Genomic DNA, 21,561 nt, shown 5'->3' on the forward strand with positions numbered 1-21,561 from the left:
AAATAATTAACCGAGCCACTCTATCTCTTGGGAAGAAAGCGCGACAAAAGATTACCCGAACTTTCAACTAGGGTAAAGTCAAAGGTGCGATTGCGAAGATTGCTTATATTTTGAGCCTCTTCAATACTGACTGTATAACGATTGAGTGTATCTCTTTCATTCATTATACTTATCAGTTTTATAGTATAATCATGAGCCTCAGTGTGAATGATGAGAGGCGTTGGTTCTTCAATCCTTGTGAGGGCTTTATCATTAGAAAAGTTGATATAAGCAGTTGATGGCGTATCGTAAAAGGTAATGGTGCCTGAATAGACTTGCTTGTAGGGCATAAAGTAAGCGATCCCAAATAAGGCCAGCAGGACGGCAAATAGGATAATTGTACCATATCTGACGAGTGCAGGAGGGATTTGACCCACTATGCTCCGCACCTTTTCGCTTCTCAGCTCGTAGTTTCTCTCTTGCTCGTCCATATCAGTTACCTAGCTCCAATTGATTTTTCACGAGTTCATAGTACTTGCCTCGGCTGGTAGTAAGACTTTCATGGTTGCCTACTTCTACAATCTTTCCTTTATCAAGTACCACAATTTGGTCTGCATTTCTGACAGTAGATAGGCGATGGGCGACTACCACTACTGTTTTGCCTTTGTAGAAGTTCTCTAGTTTCTCTGTGATTGCACGTTCATTATTGGCATCAAGGGCATTCGTAGCTTCGTCTAGGAAGACAAATGTAGGGTCTTTATAAACCATTCTCGCAATCAGGATGCGTTGCCTTTGTCCTTGACTAATCCCTTGTCCGTCCTGCCCGATCATCGTATTGTAAGCCAGCGGAAGGCTCTCTATATGGTCAGCAATATTAGCGGTACGAGCTGCCTCCCTTATTCGCTCAATATTTGGAGTGTCGTCACTGACGGCAATATTCCGAGCGATGGTGTCACTAAAGAGGTACCCTTCTTGCATTACGGCTCCGCAGTGACTTCTCCACCAGCTTAGATTGTACTCCTCAAGGTCTTTTCCCGAGACCTTTATCCTGCCCTCCAATGGTGAATAATATCCAAGGAGTAGCTTAATCAAAGTGGTCTTACCGCTACCGCTGGCACCTACTATAGCTGTTACCTTGCCATTGAGAATGGTGAGATTTAGATTGTCTAGAATAGGCGTCGGGCTGTAGATGTCGTACTTAAACGAAAGGTTCTCGACCGTAATATCTAAGTTATTATGAGGAAAGCTAGTAATATGTCGGTTACTATTCTCTTCATTCTCCTCGGTATGGATTTCATTCATACGGTCTAGGCTGATACTGACATCCTGCCAAGAGTAGATGAATTGGATCAATTGCTCCACGGGGCTATTGAGCTGTCCAATAATATACTGCACTGCCAGCATCATACCTAGCGTCATATTGCCTTGTATCACAGCGGTTGCAGCAAGTACGGTGATGAGGATATTCTTGACTTCGTTGATGGTGATGCTTCCCGCTTGCTGTACTTGCTGGAGATTAAGGCTCTGAAGATTGACCTTAAATAAATCAGCCTGCACATCCTCCCACTCCCAGCGTTTCCGCTGTTCACACCCCTGTAGTTTGATCTCCTGCATCCCATTGATGAGCTGATAAGTCACATTACGATTTCTACCAGCTTGTTCGAAGTACTTATAGTCAAGTGTTCTCCGCTTCTTGAGGAATAGTGTAATCCATCCTGCGTAAAGAAGTGTGCCGACAACAAACACTCCAAATATCACTAGGTTGTAGTAGGCTAGAACGATACTAAAGATGATAAAGGTGAAGAATGAGAATAATAGAGATAGGCTATTAGAGGTCAAAAACTGCTCCACTCTCCTATGATCCTCAATCCTCTGCAAGAGGTCGCCCATTAGCTTTGTATCAAAGAACTTCATCGGTAGCTTCATCAGCTTGATAAAGAAGTCACTGATAAGCGATATATTGATTCTTGTGGAGATATGAAGCAGTAGCTTGGAGCGGATAAAGCTAATCGCTGTACGACTAAAGAGGAGCATCAACTGAGCCAGCAATACCAGCCAGATAAAACTAATATCTTTCCCTCCGATACCTGTATCAACGATTGCTTGAGTGAGGAATGGGAATACCAACTGAATCAGTGACCCAAGTAATAGCCCTAATATTATCTGACCAAAATACCTATGATACTTCCTGACATAGCTCCAAAGAAAGGTTAAGCGATTACCCTTCTCTAGCTTTCCACCACCAGACAGTTCTTGGCTATAAAACTCATCTGTCGGCTCTAGGAGTAGGACAATACCCTTCTCCTCACCATTGGTCTTGGTGCTCACCCAGTGCTCGCAAAATTCTTCCTTGGTATAAGTCAGCAATCCTTTCCCCGGGTCTGCTACATAAACCCTATAATTGCCTTTACGAAGTTTCTTAATCTTATAGACAACAACAAAATGGTTCTGATTCCAGTGAGCGACACAAGGAAGCTGGGCCTCACTTGATAGGCTCTCAAAAGTAACACGTCCGCCCAGTGAGTGTAATCCACGCTTCTCTGCTGCCTTACTAATACCCAGCAGAGAAACCCCATCCTTCCCTAAAGCACAATCCTCACGGATTTGCTCTAAATCTGGATGGCGTCCATAGTGCTTGACCACCATAGCCAAGCACGCTGGACCACAATCCATCGCATCTTTTTGCTTGATAAGAAACATAATTTAGAGTGAACAATCTTAGAATCGGAGGTAGAAGCCAAGTAAAAGCTCTAGTGGGCGTATTTGGTATTCTGCGGTGTAGCTAGTGAGTGTGGAGAGGGAGGTGTAGCTGTAGGTGCGATTGTTGAATAGGTTGCGTGCTGATAGGTTCAGCTCCCATCCTGCTGGTGCCGAGTATACAAGCGATGCATCGGCTAGGAGATAATGCTTTCGTACTTCTTTGGTCAATTCATTGTAATAGTGATTTCCTGTTAGTTCCAGACGCCACGCTTTACTTGGTATAAAGGCGAGATCAAGTCTCTGCGCGTAGTTATCTCTTCGATCCACTGCTTCGCCTTGCGGTGCTTGCCCACTCTGGTGGTACGATATCTCGTAGAGTAGGCTCACCCAAGGGGCTGGACGCATAGAAATCTGACCACTTAGCAGGAGTCTATCATAGTGGTAGGGTATTAGCTCTTTCTGTAGCAGTAGCTCTTGATTGCCTACTGAGTAGAGAGCGTTAAGGGAGAGGATACTCTTCCACCAAATGAAGCCCTTACTCACACGGCCATTGATGGTCCAGCTATCGCCTCTACTCTCTTGTGCTATTGGCTGTAAAAGGAGGTAGCGGTCTAGGAATTCGCGACTATTGATATGGCTCAAACAAAACTGATTGTAAGAAACAGCAACATTGGCAAATAGAGCCTCTAGGGCATTGCGATAATTGGCACTGATACTGGCACTGCCACTCTTTCGGTTTCTTAGTTCCTCTAGCCCAAGGGAGAGGGTGCGATAGTTATTGAGGATATATCCATCGTACCACTCTTGGTCATCCAGGATCTCATTGCGGTACCGTGCTGTAGTAACCAACTTCCATCGTGCGGAGGCCTGTAGCTCCATCCGAATACGAGGCGAGAGAGGAAAGCGGTGCAGTTTGGTTGACTGACCACTTTTCCCAAAGCTATAGGGCGTCCATGCCATAGGCACTTCTATCTCGCTCTTGAAACTCTTGTGGCTATAGCTTAGTTGGGGTGTTGCATAGAGTTGGTAGTAGTGGGCACTTAGGTCGTTGTTGAGGGGCGAGAGAGGCTGAGCTAAACCGCTTAATTGGCTCTCCAGACTTCTATGCATGGTGGCGACGCCAAGTTTGGTAGAGAGTACTACGCGCCCCAAGATATAGCTGAGGCTGGTAGAGATATTAGTGAAGAGTAGCTGAGCCGCTAGTGTCTGTGTTAGTGCCTCATCTGGTAGGGTTACTTGCAGTCTATTTGGTGTGCGTTCCCACTTTACAAATGAATGGATTGAGAGGCTCCTATTGCCTTTGCGGATCAGGAGGTTGAGCCTATTTTCCAGACGCTGCCGCTCACCCCTTAGGGCTTGACTATTGGGATAAGTACCAGAGGTTAGTAGCTCACTGCGGTCCCACTCAAAGTCACCCGAGAGCTTATTGCTCAGGTAGAGTCTGGGGCGATTGATGAGTAGATGGAGGTCCATAGAGAGGTTTTGGTCGCGAGCCTCCGACTCCTCCTCGCTCTCAATCACTCTATCACCGTCATTGAGGAGGTAAATCATTGTGGAGCGGCTCTTAGAAAGATCGGTTTGGTGACTGTAATTAATCTTGCTTGTGAGGTCAATGTTTTTACCCAACCCCCATAGATTGTTGGTGCTCACCATGTGTGATGGTCCTTTGCGTGTGCGGTGGCGATCAAGCTGATAGGGGAGTGAGGGAGAGATGCTTAGCGGAGCAGAGAGGGTGTATTCTCCGCCTAGTGGCGACCCATCGCTTTCAAAGATCAGATTGGAGCTAAAGGAAGTTGCACTTTTGCCTAGATTGGTACTCCGTGCGGTGACCAGTGCCTGGCTCTCTTTCTTAAACCTCATCACTGTTGCCTGTCCATCCCATAGTAGTGCAGGGTGGGTATCCATATACCCGCCACCTAATTTGGCAGTACCTACCCAGCGACTTTTAGCATCCTCTTTAAGTCGAATATTGATGGCTGGGTTTTGAGAGAAGGAGAGGTCTTCAAGTGCTTTGATAGGTTGGTGATTCTCCATCACCTCTACTGAGCCCACATCATCAGGATGGATGGTATTGGTGGCAATACCGTAACGACCACCCAGCATATCACGCCCCTCAATGTAGAACTTATTAATCGCCTGCCCTTGGTACTTGATTTGACCACCCTCCGACACCTCTATCCCCGGCATCTTCTTCAGCACATCGGCTAGGTTTTTATCTTGTATCTCACTAAAGTTAGAGACTAGATATCTGATGGTATCGCCTTGAGCTGTAATCGCTTGAGCGGTTACCTTCACCTCCTTGAGCTGAGTCGCCTCCTCACGTAGCTTTATCTCATAATAGCTCTGCCCAGAGGTGAGCTCTAGGCTATCTTTGGCGTAGCCTAGCATGGAGAAGTGTAGCCAAAGGCCAGAGGTGGGCTTGATATTTAGCTTGAAGTGCCCCTCGTCATCGGTTTTTGAGAAGCTCAAAACCTTTTTCTCCCCCGCCTTCTTTGCTACTACAATCACGCCTGTGATTGAACTATTATCATTGGCACAAGACACGCTCCCTTGAATTTGTGCCATGAGGGGCATAGCAACGCTCAGTAACATAATAGCGTACAATATCTTCTTCATATGCTTAAATGTCTTTTGTACATTAGACCTATTAGATCCCAGACCAAAATGCAACATGCTTAGGAATTCAAATATAAATCACTTGTCTATGAGTTTGATGCAGAATCGTTTTAGTATTAATGACCATAAAAAGGTAACCATATTTCTTCTAAGTAACTATAAAGATAGGACACCAAAATCTTTCCTAAACAGAATAGTACTTAGAGTTTCTAATTCTATTAGAGAAGAAAGCTCTATATCGTCAAGCCAAATGGTAGGGACTTTGTTTGTTGAAAAGAGCTGGTTATTAGAAATATGCAACTGATACTCGTCCCAATAGAAAGATGGAGGCATAAACTCTTTATTAGGCTTGGATTTATTCCATTTCAGTATCAGACTTAACTGATTGTCTATATCTCTTGTCTCTTTCAATTTAGAGTAGAGGTCATATTGGCACATATTTATAGGGCTCAATTGTGACTCAAGAATACCATCTAATCTGATATTCCAAAGAATACTCCTTGGATGTTTATTAAGTAAATTCACCATTATTCTTATCACATCAGCACACTTAGGACAATAGGGACTAATAAGGGTTGTGACAACAGTATCAGCTCCAGAATTACCTATTGTCAAATCTTGAAATTGGTTGACCGGAGCTTTAGTTGATGTTGAGATTATGGCTCTTAGAACATTTGTATTCCTTTGGATTTTGAGTAACTTTAATCTATCCTCATTCTTCTTTTTCTCTAGATTTAGCACATATCTAATAATAAAAAGCAGTGTAAGTGAAAATACAAAACTCATAATAATTCCTGTCGATGCCGTAAAATCTATCATCTGCGTAGGCATACAGCCTCGTTGTATAAAGTATAGATCTAGGCAATTCTCCAAAAGAACAACGAAAGCTATTCCTAAACAAAATAGGCACCATTTCTTAACTACAGTGAACTGATAAAGAACCGACAAAATAGCGACAAATAACCCCAACAGAGAAAAGAGGGCTAACACTTGTAGGACTTGATCTATTTCTATTGTGCGCCCCAATATTATCAGAAAAACTCTAAACGAGAAGTAGGTTAGAGATATTTCTGCTAATGAAACTCCTCCTATCTTTGCCAATTTAGAATGTCCGACACTTTCACAGTCAATCACACCCCCTCTTTTACAAAAATCAGAGAAAACACCATTGTTAGACAATCCAAAAGACTGTCTTACCAATGGTACTGACAAAAGAATGCCCATCAAGCAAAGAAGTAAGTATGACAGTAGTATATCTGGAACAAACCATACACATTCCACAAAAAAAACTGTTATCAGAAAGATACCCCCAAATACTTTGTTCCATTGTTGATTAGTCTTACCTCTCGGTGGAGTAGACGTAGGAATGACTATTATTCCAGTCCACAGATTAGCAATATCATCCTCGGTTAGTGTAATATTCTTATGTTGTCTTGCATCATAAATGTTGACGATACCATTAGAGTAGCTCACAAAAACTACAAACCAAGTCTTTCCATTTTCTTGAAGTTGTGCTATGCAAGGATTTGAAAGAGAACGAAGAGTTTGGATATCCCCTTTTATAGCATCGCTCTCTACACCGTAAACAAATAGTGTTTCGACTATTGACAGAAGCGATGGATAGTATTCCGAGGAAAGGATACACACCTCCACTTCCTTTCTAGAGTGCTTTACGCCAAGAAATTTCAAAAAGTGCATCAGCAAATCTGTATAATAGTACCTATTTTTCATCGAATCCATGATGTTTTTATCTGAAAATAATACATGATAATCTACTACAACCAAGCTTCTTTAGACTACCATATTGTTATTATCAATTCCTTCAATGACACTTTTCAAAATTATGTAGGCAAAAGACTTATTTACAAGAGCACTATACTCTCCTTGAATTATGCCGAATACTCATACCCAAGATATTAAGCAACTATATGTGCATCACTGAAGGATTTCGCGAGGTTTAGGAGAGTCTTCCCCTGCATCTTGGCTTGAGCTGTTGCTGTTAGATGGTGTTCCAATTGAAAGACCAATAAAACCTCCTGCTTCATTGAATCTAGCCTTACTTTTAGTGAAAATTTCAAAGGTGGTCTCCATAATAGGTTCTTTATAGTAGATGGAAGTATCGTGGAATTCACCCCCTTGCTCTAAGCCTGTTGCTTCATAAATATAATGGCGATCCGTATCATAAGCTTCCAAAATAAGACCAGGCAAACCGCTCAGCTTCCAAGGACCAAGAGAAAGTGGTATCTCGGGGGTAAACCAAGCATGCCACTCTCGCCCACGGAATTTAGTAGTTGCTTTATAGCACTCATAATCAAGAACTATTTTAGTCTCTTCGCCTAGTTCCCAGTCTAATTCAACTGAATCAGGATACCAAAAGTATTCAGAGTCAAGCTTATCATATACTTTTAGGAATGCTGGATTATTTAAATAGTAGGTGATTACTTGATATTCTCCCATCGTTGGAAAGCTTTGTGCAAATTCTCCTGGCCTAGATTGTCCAGAGGTCATTTTCTCAAAGGCTAGTTGAAACATCTGATCCCTTTTAGCCTTGTACTCTGGGTCCTTACTATTATATCTGTGACTCCAGCTCTTCATGCTAAAAAACTGCACGCTATCTTGTCCTATCTCAAGAAAGAAAGTTTGTGGTTTCCAGTAATCACCCCTAGAGATACTCAAAACTTTCTTTAAGTCGTACTGAACGACCATTTGTAGCTCTTGAGCGAATGAATTTAGACAGAACAAGCTTAAAAAAACTAATATCAATAACCTTTTCATACAGAGGTAACATATGTGTGCTGTACTTACCAACCAACACCAAATTCTATTAATCAAAGACCTTACTTCTTTTTCTGTATTCTCAATCAAACAGGTCGGGAAACGAAAGTTTTCTGACCTACTTTCGTTTCCTTCCCTCTCACACGACCGTACGTGCCGTTCGGCATACGGCGGTTTAATTCGTTTTCAAAGAGTAACTAATCATATTCGATTAGTTTCATCTTCCGTCTTTCTTAATTTCCGCTTCCTATACTCGTGTGCTTAGCTCTATGTGGGCGTTCGCATTGACGTTTTGAACGTTGCCACTCGTCAGCAAAGACATCGGAACATACATTCTTGATTAACGCTACGAATTATTCGATCCTTCGCCTTGTTCAGCACGAAAACGGCTACTTCAACCTCTGCTGACTCCTCGACATTCGTTGTTACTATCCTATAGGACTGCCGAGACCTCACGGGATAAGCCATACATCTTTCATCGTTTACCTGCCTAATCTACGCATCAAGGTTACGGTTGCCTTAAGGATATTCACTGTCTTGCGCCAGCTTGTCCGCTTGATACGCCTTAGTATTTAGTATTAGGTTTCTGCTCGTCAGACCACGAATTCGCTATTGCTTCTTCTCTCCCAAGGGTTGCCCCTTGAAACTTGCAAGTCGCTATGGGGTTCGTTGGCAACTACGCTCCGAGTGGACTTTCACACAGATGTATGACATGCCCGCCATACCAAAAACGCATAGGGAGTCTCAAAAGAAACTCCCTATGCCATTTAATTTAGTGCTTACAATGTCTTTCATATGCACGTTCTGCATTTCTCCATTGCTCATCAGTCCATTCATTTTCGGCGTAATCACCAGCCATTAAATCACGCAAATCACGGCAGTACTCTTCAACAGAAACACCACCATAAAGATTCATCATCTCGTTAACGCTTAATTTTTCATGTCTCATAATTTAGTAAACTTTAAGTTGTAATCTTAGTGAAAACTCACATAGCAAATGTACATTTTTTTTTCTAACTGAGCAAATTAATCAATTACCCTCAATTCTGCAGGTGCCTGTTGGTATGTCATTGTTCAGTGATTAAGGAAACCCAGAAAGGGGGTTCACCATGTAGTAACCCAAGCTTTCCTCTGAGGGCAAGCGACAGCGATCCGGAAGGTGAAGCTTGGGTAGCAGAGCCCAACACAATCTCACTACCCCGAAGGGGTTGCATATAGATAACAACCTATGAATTGCAGAGTGTAACCTCTTCGGGCTTCTACCATCAGCACCCGACAGGATACCACTCAGATAGCCCCCAGTCGCGGCCCGCAGAGCCGAAGACTGGCGGTAACCTAGCACCCCAAACCCTACGACCCTTGCGGTCGCACCCGTATCGGCTTGTGCGACCACAAGGGTCGAATACTATACCATAACCTCTTCCCGCCAGTCGTTCGGAGCTAGTGCTCCTCCGACTGGGGGCTAGCTGAATGGCACCCTGTCGGGTGCTCTGGATGCCCTTATCGGACAAGTCGGACAAGTCGGACAGTTCAGACAAGTCGGGCACCCCTATCCTGAGCACGATAAAGGACCTCCGCAGGAGGTCCGACGGATCCTAGCCCCCATGTCGGAGGGGCGTTAGCCCCGAACGACTGGGGGAAAACGATATCCACCCATATCCTACGACCCCGGCTGAGGGGTCGGACAACCTATCTAGGTCTGACCCCTCAGCCGGGGTCATTGAGGTAGGGAATATGCTCTTACACACAGGTCGTTCGGGGCTACGCCCCTCCGACCTGTGCCTATTTAACACGGACCTCTACCGAGGTCCTTTCCCCAATAATACTCCAATGAATGCCACATAGGCTTTTCTAATGCGTAACCCCTGCCTTATCGGACAAGTCGAAAATACGCCTCTTCTATCCTGCAATAAATCAGTGGATTAGAAAGGCGAAAATTGAGATGCAACTAAGCATTTGCTTTGTTGCAACTCGTCATTTGCTTAGTTGCATCTCAGCGATTGCTTAGTTGCAACTCATTTTTTGCTTTGATTGAGCACGGAATAAAATTTGACCCTTGTTGAGACTGTTGCACGAAGGCGATCTGCTACGTTGCTTTCGGGATTCGGGCTCGGTCACGTACGTGAGTACGCTCCCAGCGCCCTCACCCTCAGCACCTTGCATCTCATCCTTCGTTCAAAGTCTCAGCACATTTGCGTCAAATGTGCGAGAATGGCACTTCGTGCAACATTCTCTTGTTGTCGCACTATCTTATCTAAGTGCAACCACAAGGGTCGTCTATTATGGGTACTGATTACCCCCTTGGTCATCTGCAGTTGGACCTCGACAAGGGATTATATTAGTGGCTGAGGAGGCGGGCAGTGGTGAGGGCATCAATGAGCTTGCGGGCATCTTGGGTAGCCGCTTCATGGGAGATTTGGTAGCGACGCTGTAGGAGGGTGATCCAGGCCTCCTCGGTAAACTCGCGGTCTTTTGTCTCCTCTATTAGATAGGCGGCACTCTCATTGAGCTCCAATACCTTGGTATAATCGAGCCCAAGAGGCGTCATGATCACCCCGATCTTCTGCCCATTCAACTCCCGTAGATGTATCTCAGCATTGAGCTTCATTGCACCCAAGCCATTAGGAGAGCTCTAGCATCCGATCAATAGATACTATCGCCTTCTCCCTCAGCTCCTCCGGCACCTTCACTTCATACTGCTCGTGGAGGAGAGCGTCGTGGATATTCTCCAGTGTTGTCAGCTTCATATACTCACACCTATGCTCTGGGATCACCGGCACGAAGTCTAGGTCGGGATACTGACGGGTTAGTTCTGCTAGCGTATCTGGCTCCGTTGCGATCAGGAATTGCTTGTACTTACTCTCCGACGGACGGTTCATTATCTTAGTCGTCGACCCCACAATCACCCTTGGGTGCTCCAAGAGTTGGCGATTGCTGCATGCTGCCGACTCAGGGTGTATCAGGAGCTCTGCATCGGGATACTTCTCGAGGAAGTGCTCAACCATCTCCGTGGTGATCACATCATGCACATAGCACTCCCCTTGCCAGATATCCATCTCCCGCCCTGTAGCGATCTTGATGTACTCCCCAAGGTTTTTATCGGGAGTGAAAAGGATAGGTCGTCCCTCCGGCAGTTGCTTCACAATCTTAAGGGCATTGGCCGAAGTGACACAATAGTCCGTTACCGCCTTTACCTCAGCAGTGGTATTGACATAGCTCACCACAATTCCATCGGGGTGCTTCCGCTTCCATGTCAGGATCCCCGCCGCTGTAATTGACTGAGCCAGCGTACAGCCAGCCCCCTTCACTGGGATCAGCACCTTTTTATCGGGCGAAATAATCGAGGCGGTCTCCGCCATAAACTCCACCCCACAAAAGAGGATGATATCGGCATCCGTCTCGCCTGCCACCCTCGACAGACCCAAGGAATCGCCTAGGTAGTCGGCCACCCTCTGCACCTCAGGTCGGGCATAATAGTGTCCTAGGATAATAGCATTCTTCTCCTTCTTCAGTCGGTTGATCTCCTTTATAATAGCCTCCATCTTTACTTACTCACTTCAAAATTCATACTCATATCTAGTGCACGGACGCTATGCGTCAAAGCTCCAACGCTGATAAAATCGACCCCCGTCTCCGCCACCTCACGGATCCGCTCGAGGGTGATATTTCCCGACGCCTCCGTCGTTGCTTTATTGCCAATCAGAGCTACCGCCTCCTTCATCATCTCGCTGCTCATATTATCCAGCATAATGATGTCGGCACCCCCTTCTAATGCCTCCTGTACCTCCTCCAGATTGGTGGTCTCCACCTCTACCTTTACCGAGATAGGGAGCGTTGCCTTCACCTGCTTGATGGCCTTAGAGATGCCGCCTGCCGCTTTGATATGATTATCCTTGATCATCGCCATATCATAGAGACCCATACGGTGGTTGGTACCACCCCCATGCTTCACTGCCAATTTATCAGTCAGCCGATGCCCTGGCACCGTCTTACGGGTATCGAGCAATTGGGCCTTCGTGCCAGCAATCAGGTCGACCATTTGTCGGGTAGCAGTGGCAATACCACTCATCCTCTGTAGGAAGTTGAGCATCAGGCGCTCACTAGTGAGGAGGTCGCGATAGGTGCCCTCGATCTTAAGGATCTTATCACCCTTTGCCACACGATCACCATCCTGGAGATAAGGCTCAAAGAGGTACTTCTCCGTTGAAATGGTCTCCAACACCCGCTCCGCCACCGCTAGCCCCGAAATCACACCATCAGCCTTGGCGGTAATAAGTGCAGTAGCACGCTCACCTCTGCCAATCAGTGCATTAGTGGCAAGGTCGCCAGTGGAGATATCCTCCTCTATGGCAATATCTATCAATTGGTCCAGTAAGTATTCTCTATTCATGGTATTTTACTTTAGTAATCTTATTCTCTTGTATCTCTGTATGGTAGGTTGCCTCTGGTGGCAAAGTCTCCGGGAAATCCTTGCGATAATGTCCCCCGCGGCTCTCCTCCCTAAACTCTGCCGAAAGCATAATCAGCTGAGCCACCAGATGGTGATTGTACACCTCCCGCACGGCGATACTCTCCTTCGCCAAGTCCTCCAACTCCGAAAGACGCTCCGTCACCTCTGCCAGTCCTTTCTGCAGACGCTTAGAGCTTCGCACGATACCCGCTCGCTTCATCAATATCTTGCCTAGGCGCTTCATCATCTTCCGTCCCTTTTCTGCCATCCACACCTCATCGTCAAAGCCTTCACGGAGCTGTACAGGAGGCTGAATAGTAGTGGGGTAAACCATTGGCGAATCGGCTAATTCCTCGATATGGCGGGCGATCCTCGTGGAGTAGACAAGGCACTCTACGAGAGAATTGCTAGCGAGTCGATTGGCACCCATCAGCCCTGTCGAGGAGACCTCTCCTACGGCATAAAGGCCATCGATAGAGGTGTGTCCATTGAGATCTACCCGCACACCACCTACTGTGTAGTGCGCTGCTGGGGCAATCGGTATCTCGGTGGCTAAGTCGAGCCCATACTTCTGTAGTTCTTTTGAAATGGTGGGGAAGCGCTGGTATATCTTCTGGGGATCCAAGTGACGAAGGGAGAGGGTGATGCTATCCACATCGTACTTTTGCATCTCGCTATAGATCTCACGCGCCACCACATCACGAGGTGCCAATTCGGCCAAAGGGTGTCGACCGACCATAAAGCGCTCCCCATCGGGATTGAGCAGATAAGCACCCTCGCCACGAACCGCCTCGCTAATCAGATAGGAGGGGGCACCCTTGAGGTGCAGAGCGGTGGGGTGAAACTGTATAAACTCCATATCTCGCACCACTGCCCCAGCTTGGTAGGCAATCGAAAGGCCATCGCCCAATGCGGTAGGTGGATTGGTAGTGGGTCTATAGAGAGCGGCGGCTCCGCCAGTAGCCAATACCACAGAGTGGGCGTAGTACGCCTCTAGTTGCCTTGCCTCGGCATCCCATATCCATGCTCCATAGCAGCGCTGCTCCTCCACAATCAACGCTATCAATGTATGGTGTTCAAAGAGGGTAATCCCAGACTCCCCCTTTACCTTAGAAATCATAAAGCGGGAGATCTGACGCCCTGTGGCATCGCCCCCAGCATGTAAAATGCGGTGATGATGATGCCCTCCCTCAAGACCCAAAGCGAGATGCCCATCGACACTATCAAACTGCATCCCGAGCCGCTCCAGCTCCTCCACCGCCTTGGGTGCCTCCTCGGTCAGCACACGCACCGCTTCGGGATCGCAAAGACCCGCCCCCGCCACCATAGTGTCTTCATAGTGCTCTCTAGGACTATCGCTAGAGGAGGTGACCGCCGCCATACCGCCCTGAGCAAAGTAGGAATTGCTATCCTCCAAAGTGGCCGATGAGAAGAGGGCTACCCTTCTCTCCTTCGAAAGGTGGTAGGCGGTATTGAGGCCAGCAAGGCCGGCACCTATAATAATAACGTCGTAAACGTTTTTCTCCATTTTCTGGTATAGAAAAGTGATTTGATCAATTCAAGAGACTGTTGCATGAAGGCGATCTGCTTCGTTGCTTTCGGGATTCGGGCTCGGTCACGTACGCTAGTACGCTCCCAGCACCCTCACCCTTAGCGCCTTGCATCTCATCCTTCGTTCAAAGTCTCAGCACATTTGAATCAAATGTGCGAGAATGGCACTTCGTGCAACATTCTCTTCAAACCGCAATATACCAAAAAAGCACGACCCCTAAGCAAGGAATTGGCAGCGGAGCCGTGGTTACGTACTTTGGTGTCCGATAAAAAACATTTATCAGTCCCATTAGTATTTTTAGACTATTTATCTATTAAAGCGAGAAGTGTCATTTTCATTTCTATTCACATGAATAGTTTTAGTATTCTGGCTAAAAGTGTAGGTGATAGCCAGTCGGATACTTTGAGTGTTTGGAAGTTCTATGGACTTCACCAGATTGCCGCCATAGTTATATATAACCTCTGAACCTCGTTGATTAAAAATATCCTCAACAGATACTGCCATTACAAGATTCTTCTTCTTTAGAAATGAGTACTGCACACCGAAATCCATAGTCGAATACCCTTTGATTGTTTTCTGAAGGAGTTTTGTAACTGTTCTATAATACGGATTGATATAGACTCCCAAACGATCATTAGGCTGATAGCTAATATATATATCGCCACTACTCCTCCAAGTTTTTTGGGGATTAATTATTGAATTATCTAACTCAGAAATTATATTGGAGTATCTCCCGTTTTGACCATATAAATAGAGTGTACCTCTTAGTTTACCGTCAAAGAAGGAAAATGGCAGAGACATACTACCAAAAAAGTAGAGTCTGTCCGCATAGTTCCTTGGCATTATATATCTTACACCATGTTCGTCAATATTATAGGTCGATCCGTAAAGATTTTCATCAAAAGTAGCACCAAAAGTAACCACGAAGTACTTAAAAAATAGATGCTGGCTTTTCAAGCTATACCGCATAGAGGGCTTAAGAAGTGGATTACCTACGCTATATTCTTCATCACTATTATAAGTTTGCCCAGGCAACAACGAGAAATATCCTGGACGGTCATTCCTCATAGTAAAATTAAAGGTAGTTGAATAGTTTTTAGTCGCTTTCCAATTAATCAATACAAAAGGTGCCATACTCCACTCTTCAGTCTTTAGATTCTCTCGAAATTGGTAATTGTAAAGTGAATACTCACCACGCACACCTAAGTATAAAGATAAATCAGGAGTTATTCTGAGATTCCCAGATGTATAGGCTCCGACTATGGTTTCATTTACTAAAAAGTCAGAGTTAACAGTATTCTGCACTGTACTTTCTTTCATCTGAGAGAAAAAGGACTCCGTACCCACTTTAAATTCTAGTTTCGGCAACTTGAGTTTGTACTCAGCTTCTATAATATGTCTATAGCCCTCCATGTTTTTAGTCGTGCTATGAACACCTCCCAAACTGTTACTATAAGACTGTTCATAGTCACTAAGACCAGTAAGGAAGCCATACGATGCTTTAAATTGGTTCTTAAGAGTGTCTGCTGAGATATACTCAATATTGGTCGAAAGTAAATCCATCCAATCGGTCTCTTTTCTGTCGGCAGTTCTCTCTAGAGTCTTTGCTAGCCAATACTCCTCCTCCGACTTATCCTTCACATCATCTATATAATAAGAGAGAAAGTAGTTGACGCTACCATTGAGCACTTTAGGTGCCCATGTGAGGTTTAATACCCCAAAATATGAATTCTTTAAATCACAATCCTTTCTCTTTATCTCTCTCTCCCTCTGATTAGAATTAGAAGAGTACGACTCTATTTTATTAGAGATATAGGATGGCCTACTGTAGCCAAGTGAAGCGTTACCTGATAAATTGCCATACTTACCAAGCATATCCAAATAGGTTCCCACTCTATACGCTTGGTTTCGGTGTTGTGTTCCATGGGTAGTGTTTCCAATACTATATCCATCCAACCGTTTCTTTTTCGTGATGATTTCAATGGTCGCACCTCCTTGTGAAAGCCTATTTTCCGCCAGAGCATTAGTTTGGAGATAAATCTTCTCCACATTGGATGCAGGCATAGATCTAAGATAATTCACAAGAGTCTCAATTGGTAGCCTCTGTTTTACTCCATCAATTACTACCAAAGGATTATTTCCTTGCATGGTTATACCATCTTTAGAGACTTGCACACCCGGCGTTCGTTTGAGTACATCCAGCACATTGTCCGCTGCATTGTTACTTAACCTCCCTACATCTACCCCTATCTTGCCATCAACCAGCGAGAAAGCCTTTTTATACGAAGAGACGACTACTTCGTCAAGCATCAGATCTGTTGGTTTGAGTACTATAGGCATAGCAAATGAATAGTTCTTAGGCACAACGATTCTCATCGTCTCAAACCCCATAAACCTTACTTTCAATATAACAGAATCAACAGCACAATTTGAATTATCCAATTCGAAACGCCCGTTCTCTTGACTTACCGCAAAAGAATAAATATGCGTAGAATCCGCCAGAGAGATAGATGCTACAGAAGCAAACTCTATAGGATCACCTTTTTTATCAGTCAAGCGTCCTTTAATTGATTGTCCATATGCTAAGGTGCAGGCGAAAACAATATAAACAAATAAAAGTAATTGTCTCATTTAGAAGGGTGGTTTTTTGTTAATTGCCTTGAGGCGTTTAGAACGGGGTAATTGGTGCCGGGGATCCCCAGTACCATAGTGTCTTCATAGTGCTCTCTAGGACTATCGCTAGAGAAGGTGACCGCGGCCATACCGCCCTGAGCAAAGTAGGAATTGCTATCCTCCAAAGTGGCCGATGAGAAGAGGGCTACCCTTCTCTCCTTCGAAAGGTGGTAGGCGGTATTGAGGCCAGCAAGGCCGGCACCTATAATGAAAACGTCGTAAACGTTTCTCTCCATTTTCTGGTATAGAAAAGTGATTTGATCAATTCTAGAGACTGTTGCATGAAGGCGATCTGCTTCGTTGCTTTCGGGATTCGGGCTCGGTCACGTACGTTAGTACGCTCCCAGCACCCTCACCCTTAGCGCCTTGCATCTCATCCTTCGTTCAAAGTCTCAGCACATTTGAATCAAATGTGCGAGAATGGCACTTCGTGCAACATTCTCTTCAAACCGCAATATACCAAAAAAGCACGACCCCTTAGGAGTTACCAAGCATCAATCAGTTAAAAAGCACCTCGGCGGTGCGGAGGATATCTCCAAAGACGCCTTGGGCGGTGACCGCAGCACCGGCACCGGCACCACGGATCACAATGGGGAGCGAACCATAATTCTCGGTATAGATCTCAAAGCAACTATCTGCCCCTGGCACCTGAGCAAGGATATGATTGGCGGGCAGTCGCTGCAAACCGCACTGCAGACGGGCTGGCTTTTCGCCATCGGGCATCTGGAGAGTGCCTACATACCTCACCACCTCGCCCTTCTTCACCGCTGTGAGTGCCGAGATATGGGCTTCAAAGTCGGGCAGAGCTGTCCACATCTCCTCCAGAGATGCATTCTGCAAAGAGCGAGGTACCAGATTCTCCACTTCTACCTGCTCTAAGTTGAATGGCAGATCCAATTCGCGTGACAGGATAAGCACCTTGCGAGCCACATCCACCCCACTCAAGTCTATCCGAGGATCGGGCTCCGTAAACCCACTTTCCACCGCCTCCCTGAGCACCTTACCAAAGGGTTTTCCCTCACTTAAGGCATTGAAGATAAAACCAAGCGACCCACTGAATAGTCCTCTAATTGAGGTGATTTTATCGCCCGACAGGTGGAGCAATTGAAGGTAATCGATTAGCGGAAGCCCCGCCCCCACATTGGTCTCGTAGCGATAGCTCTTGTGGTAGAGCTCTAGCGTCTCCCGCAGTGCCCTGTACCCTTGGATCGGCTGTGCATTACTCACCTTATTAGAGCTAACGAGATGAAAGCCAGCCCGAACCAACTCCGTATATCGATTAGCAATCTCGGCGGAAGAGGTATTATCAATAAATATCAGATGCTGTAGCTGCTCCCGCTTTGCATAGTGAATAATCTCCCGCACACTATCCGCACTCCTTTTGGCCGTTGCTACCTCTTCACGCCACGAGGCACCGATCCCCCCCTTTGAGAAGAGAGTTCTCCGTGAATTGGCTACGGCAAAGACCACCAAGTCCACCCCTTTCCGTTGCTTCAGCTCCTCCCTTTGCGACACAATCTGATCCAGTAGGGCTCCCCCCACCGTGCCGTGCCCCACCACTGCGAGGTAGACCTTGGGTACCTCATCGTGTGCCAAAAAGTGCTTCTCCCTTGTGGCTCGGTGGAAGGAGGGGGTTAGGGCTATCTTACTATAAGGTATTATTGGCTCTGTGAGCGGACGCTCACCTATCTTCGTTGCAATCATAATGTTGGTTTTCGTTATTCAATAGTATATCATGGATAATCTCTGTGAGCTGGTCATAAGCCATCAAGAAGGCATCATGCCCGTGCTCCGAATGAATCGTATAAAGGGGTACCCCTAGCGTGGCGGCCGTCTCCTCTGCCTGATAGTGTGGAAAAAGCAGATCAGAATCAATGCTCACGATGCTCACTTTCTCCCTAAGGAAACGAAGCTCCTCAGCCCTCTGTGCCACAGCAATCGTGCTGGTGAGATAGGTCATCACCTGATAAGCGTGCAACTGAAATCGCTCCGCCAATGCCTTGCCATGGTAGTGCAACCAATCAAGAATCTTAGGTGTACCATCACTGCATTGCTCTCCAGAAAAGCGGTGGTTGAGCGACTGAGGGGTTCGGTAGCAGAGCATCCCGTGGATGCGTGCATGCTCCAGTGGCTTCGGCCCTTCAAGCAAGAGGCGCTGCACCTCGGTCTGGGCTAGGAGCCAATCACTCGCCTTATAATGGCTAGCAATCGGGATCAGCTGCTGGCACTTATCGGGGATCAAAACACCTATCTGCCATACCAATGCTCCGCCCATACTGGCCCCTAGCACTATCTCTATCTGCTCAATCCCCAGTTGCTCCACCCCCGCCACAAAGAGGCGTGCCACATCCTTCAAGTCAAAGGCATCAAAGCTGTAGCAGAGTCTGCCGTCATAGCCATTGCCAGGGATATTAAAACTCAGAATAGTGTACGCTCTGGTATCAATCCCCTGCCCTTCGCCGATAAGACTTGCCCACCAACCGGTAGGACCAGCTACCGATGAATTGCCGGTAAGGGCGTGGCAGACCAATACAATAGGGGCAGTGCCGAGTGGGCAACCAGCTACTTCGTAGCTCAGTACCACCTCCTCAAGCTCTACACCTCGGTGAGTGACAAAATTGGGGATAGAGAGATAGGATAGTTTCATGCTTTCTGTGCTTTATTGAGTGCGTTATCGAGGTCGGCCGTTAGGTCTTCCGCCTCCTCCAATCCTATGGAGATACGAATCAAGTCATCACTCACGCCGATGCTATTTCGCTCCTCCTCCGTAAGCTGTGCATGGGTGGTGCTGGCGGGGTGGATAAGGATCGACTTAGAGTCTCCGATATTGGCAACCAGTTTGAAGAGCTCCGTCCGCTCGGCCAGTCGCTTTGCCACTTCGTACCCGCCCTTAGGGGCAAAGGTGAGCAACACGCCCGCTCCACGGTGCAAGGTCTCTTTCGCCCGCTGATAAGCTTCATGGCTCTCTAATAGTGGATAGCGTACCCACTCCACCAAAGGATGGGCTTCGAGCCACTTTGCCACCTTTAGAGCACTCTCCGAAGCACGTACCGCACGGAGGGAAAGGGTCTCCAGTCCCTTGATGATCTGAGCCGAATTGTAAGGGCTGATGCAGGTGCCGATATCTCTCAGACCTACCGCACGGAGCCAACCTATCAATGCCCCCTTGCCAAAAGCGTGACTAAAGGAGAGACCGTGGTAAGAGTCATTGGGCTCCGATAGGTCGGGGAAAAGGCCACAGCCCCAGTCGAAGTGACCGCTATCGATCACCGCACCGCCCATCGTGGTACCATTACCCGAAACTAGCTTGGTAAGGGAGAGGAACTCCACATCAGCTCCCTCTCGTAGTGGTTGGTAAAGCCCCACGGTACAAGTGTTATCCACAAATAGTGGCAAGCCAGCCTCGTGAGCTACGGCACTTAGGGCAGGCACATCGAGTAGATTGAGCCGAGGATTGCCCAGCACCTCAGCCAACACCAGTTTGGTCTCGGGCTTTATCGCCTTACGCACCGCCTCTAGGTCTTCTACATCGACCAAAGTGGCATGGATGCCGTAGCGGGGAAGGGTACTGGTGAGGAGATTAAAGGTACCGCCATAGAGGCTTTCACTCGCCACAATATGATCGCCACACTTGAGGAGGGAGAGTAGCGTGGTGGCGATGGCCGACTGACCGCACGAGGTGGCAACAGCCGCCACACCGCCCTCTACCGCTGCTATGCGATGCTCCAGCACATCGGTAGTAGGGTTATTGAGCCTTGTATAGATCGGCCCCTCCACCTTAAGGGCATAGACATCGGCTGCATACTGACTGTCTTTGTAGACGTAGGCGGTATTGTCGTAGAGCGGTACTGCTACCGAACCAAACTGATTGTCACTTGGATTGTAGCCGGCATGGAGTGCCTCGGTTGCGAAATTTTTGCTTTGATTACTCATAATGCTTATTGATATCTGATTAAGTTATTAGTTGACTATTGGGTATAAAAAAAACTGCTGGTACGCGTTGAATATCGTCGTACCAGCAGCCCTCTATAGGTATATATTTCTATCTACACGGTCAGAATGGACTATCAGGATACAACGAATCGGCGAACATCATCATAGACATTCGCATCATCATATCCATCATCTGTACACTCTGGTGTATCATCTAGCTCTTATTGATAATTCCTTTAATCGTGATAGCAAAAGTAGCTATCTGCGAGCAAAGGTACACAATTATTTCATTTCACAAAACACCCAGTGAAGATTTTACACTTTATTGGGTCTCACAACTATTACTCATTTTTATATGCATCCTTATCTTCTTTATTGCCCAGTCGTAATGGCTCGCTGTTGTTGAAACGCAGTATGCACCTAAAGAGGAAGTACCTGTCCAGCCAAACGAGTCCTTGGCAAAGAGTTCATCTTCAGAGAATTTATCTATCAGTAGCATTACCTCTTCGTGGCTCTTTAATAAACATCTCTTTGCTTGTATTAAGGGGGTAGTTTGGTGCTTCTCCCAAAACTCCAGATTCATCAATGGGTAGGTTTTCCAATTATATCCTTTCGGAAGAAAGGGTTTGCTCTCGCCCTTAACATTGGATCTTACCCAACTGAGAAGCAGTTGATGCCACTCGTACAAATGGACAAGCACATCACGTAGATTCTTATCTCTACTCCAATGTGTCTCTTTACCAGCTGTATACATTTCTTTAGCGAATGATGCTTCCTGCTGTTCTTCACTCATCCTATCTATGAGTTTCCACATCTTGACAAATTGTGCGTTGGCAGATAATATCAAATCCGCTTTAGTTTTGGCTCTTGGCATATTGTTTAA

The 21,561-nt window shown here is 46.3% G+C and carries 16 protein-coding genes; all 16 read right to left on the reverse strand.

The genetic code is table 11. The features are described 5' to 3' along the window. Positions 1-20: 20 nt before the first annotated feature. Positions 21-470 (reverse strand): hypothetical protein, encoded by a 450-nt coding sequence (locus MWL85_RS10140; RefSeq protein ID WP_244400617.1) that lies wholly within the window; start codon positions 468-470, stop codon positions 21-23. A gap of 1 nt (position 471) precedes the next feature. After that, the gene (locus MWL85_RS10145) at positions 472-2,679 is read right to left on the reverse strand and encodes a peptidase domain-containing ABC transporter (protein ID WP_244400618.1); all 2,208 of its coding nucleotides are present in this window, start codon (positions 2,677-2,679) and stop codon (positions 472-474) included. An 18-nt stretch (positions 2,680-2,697) separates the two neighbouring features. Next, a complete protein-coding gene (locus MWL85_RS10150; RefSeq protein WP_244400619.1) occupies positions 2,698-5,295 on the reverse strand; it encodes a TonB-dependent receptor in 2,598 nt (865 codons plus the stop codon). Positions 5,296-5,451: 156 nt separating this feature from the next. Then, positions 5,452-7,035: a vitamin K epoxide reductase family protein gene (locus MWL85_RS10155; RefSeq protein WP_244400620.1), complete on the reverse strand. Its 1,584-nt coding sequence runs from the start codon at positions 7,033-7,035 to the stop codon at positions 5,452-5,454. Positions 7,036-7,230: 195 nt separating this feature from the next. Beyond that, entirely contained in the window at positions 7,231-8,070 is an 840-nt protein-coding gene (locus MWL85_RS10160; protein ID WP_244400621.1) for a GLPGLI family protein, read from the reverse strand. A 772-nt stretch (positions 8,071-8,842) separates the two neighbouring features. After that, on the reverse strand, positions 8,843-9,019 hold the full coding sequence (locus MWL85_RS10165; RefSeq protein ID WP_244400622.1) for a hypothetical protein: 177 nt from the start codon (positions 9,017-9,019) through the stop codon (positions 8,843-8,845). Between the two features lie 1,389 nt (positions 9,020-10,408). Beyond that, on the reverse strand, positions 10,409-10,678 hold the full coding sequence (locus MWL85_RS10170) for a PqqD family protein (protein WP_244400623.1): 270 nt from the start codon (positions 10,676-10,678) through the stop codon (positions 10,409-10,411). Between the two features lie 13 nt (positions 10,679-10,691). Beyond that, a complete protein-coding gene (nadA, locus tag MWL85_RS10175; RefSeq protein ID WP_244400624.1) occupies positions 10,692-11,612 on the reverse strand; it encodes a quinolinate synthase NadA in 921 nt (306 codons plus the stop codon). A gap of 2 nt (positions 11,613-11,614) precedes the next feature. Continuing rightward, positions 11,615-12,460: a carboxylating nicotinate-nucleotide diphosphorylase gene (nadC, locus tag MWL85_RS10180; RefSeq protein ID WP_244400625.1), complete on the reverse strand. Its 846-nt coding sequence runs from the start codon at positions 12,458-12,460 to the stop codon at positions 11,615-11,617. Next, positions 12,453-14,048 (reverse strand): L-aspartate oxidase, encoded by a 1,596-nt coding sequence (nadB, locus tag MWL85_RS10185; protein ID WP_244400626.1) that lies wholly within the window; start codon positions 14,046-14,048, stop codon positions 12,453-12,455. Before nadB ends, nadC begins: the two co-directional genes overlap by 8 nt. Before the next feature lie 330 nt (positions 14,049-14,378). Continuing rightward, positions 14,379-16,703, reverse strand: coding sequence for an outer membrane beta-barrel protein (locus MWL85_RS10190; RefSeq protein ID WP_244400627.1), 2,325 nt, complete (start codon positions 16,701-16,703; stop codon positions 14,379-14,381). Beyond that, the gene (locus MWL85_RS10195) at positions 16,700-16,981 is read right to left on the reverse strand and encodes an FAD-dependent oxidoreductase (protein WP_244400628.1); all 282 of its coding nucleotides are present in this window, start codon (positions 16,979-16,981) and stop codon (positions 16,700-16,702) included. The genes MWL85_RS10190 and MWL85_RS10195 overlap by 4 nt, the downstream gene beginning before the upstream one ends. A 262-nt stretch (positions 16,982-17,243) precedes the next feature. Then, the gene (locus tag MWL85_RS10200) at positions 17,244-18,449 is read right to left on the reverse strand and encodes a homoserine dehydrogenase family protein (protein WP_244400629.1); all 1,206 of its coding nucleotides are present in this window, start codon (positions 18,447-18,449) and stop codon (positions 17,244-17,246) included. Further along, the gene (locus MWL85_RS10205; protein ID WP_244400630.1) at positions 18,427-19,392 is read right to left on the reverse strand and encodes an alpha/beta fold hydrolase; all 966 of its coding nucleotides are present in this window, start codon (positions 19,390-19,392) and stop codon (positions 18,427-18,429) included. Before MWL85_RS10205 ends, MWL85_RS10200 begins: the two co-directional genes overlap by 23 nt. Then, positions 19,389-20,678, reverse strand: coding sequence for an O-acetylhomoserine aminocarboxypropyltransferase/cysteine synthase family protein (locus tag MWL85_RS10210; RefSeq protein ID WP_244400631.1), 1,290 nt, complete (start codon positions 20,676-20,678; stop codon positions 19,389-19,391). The genes MWL85_RS10205 and MWL85_RS10210 overlap by 4 nt, the downstream gene beginning before the upstream one ends. A gap of 322 nt (positions 20,679-21,000) precedes the next feature. After that, positions 21,001-21,552 carry a ClbS/DfsB family four-helix bundle protein gene (locus tag MWL85_RS10215; RefSeq protein ID WP_244400632.1) on the reverse strand — a complete coding sequence of 184 codons (552 nt, stop codon included), beginning with the start codon at positions 21,550-21,552 and terminating at the stop codon, positions 21,001-21,003. Between the last annotated feature and the right edge of the window lie 9 nt (positions 21,553-21,561).

Origin of the sequence: Porphyromonas somerae (assembly GCF_022845615.1) — a bacterium.
In the GTDB taxonomy this organism is placed as follows: Bacteria; Bacteroidota; Bacteroidia; order Bacteroidales; family Porphyromonadaceae; genus Porphyromonas_A; species Porphyromonas_A somerae.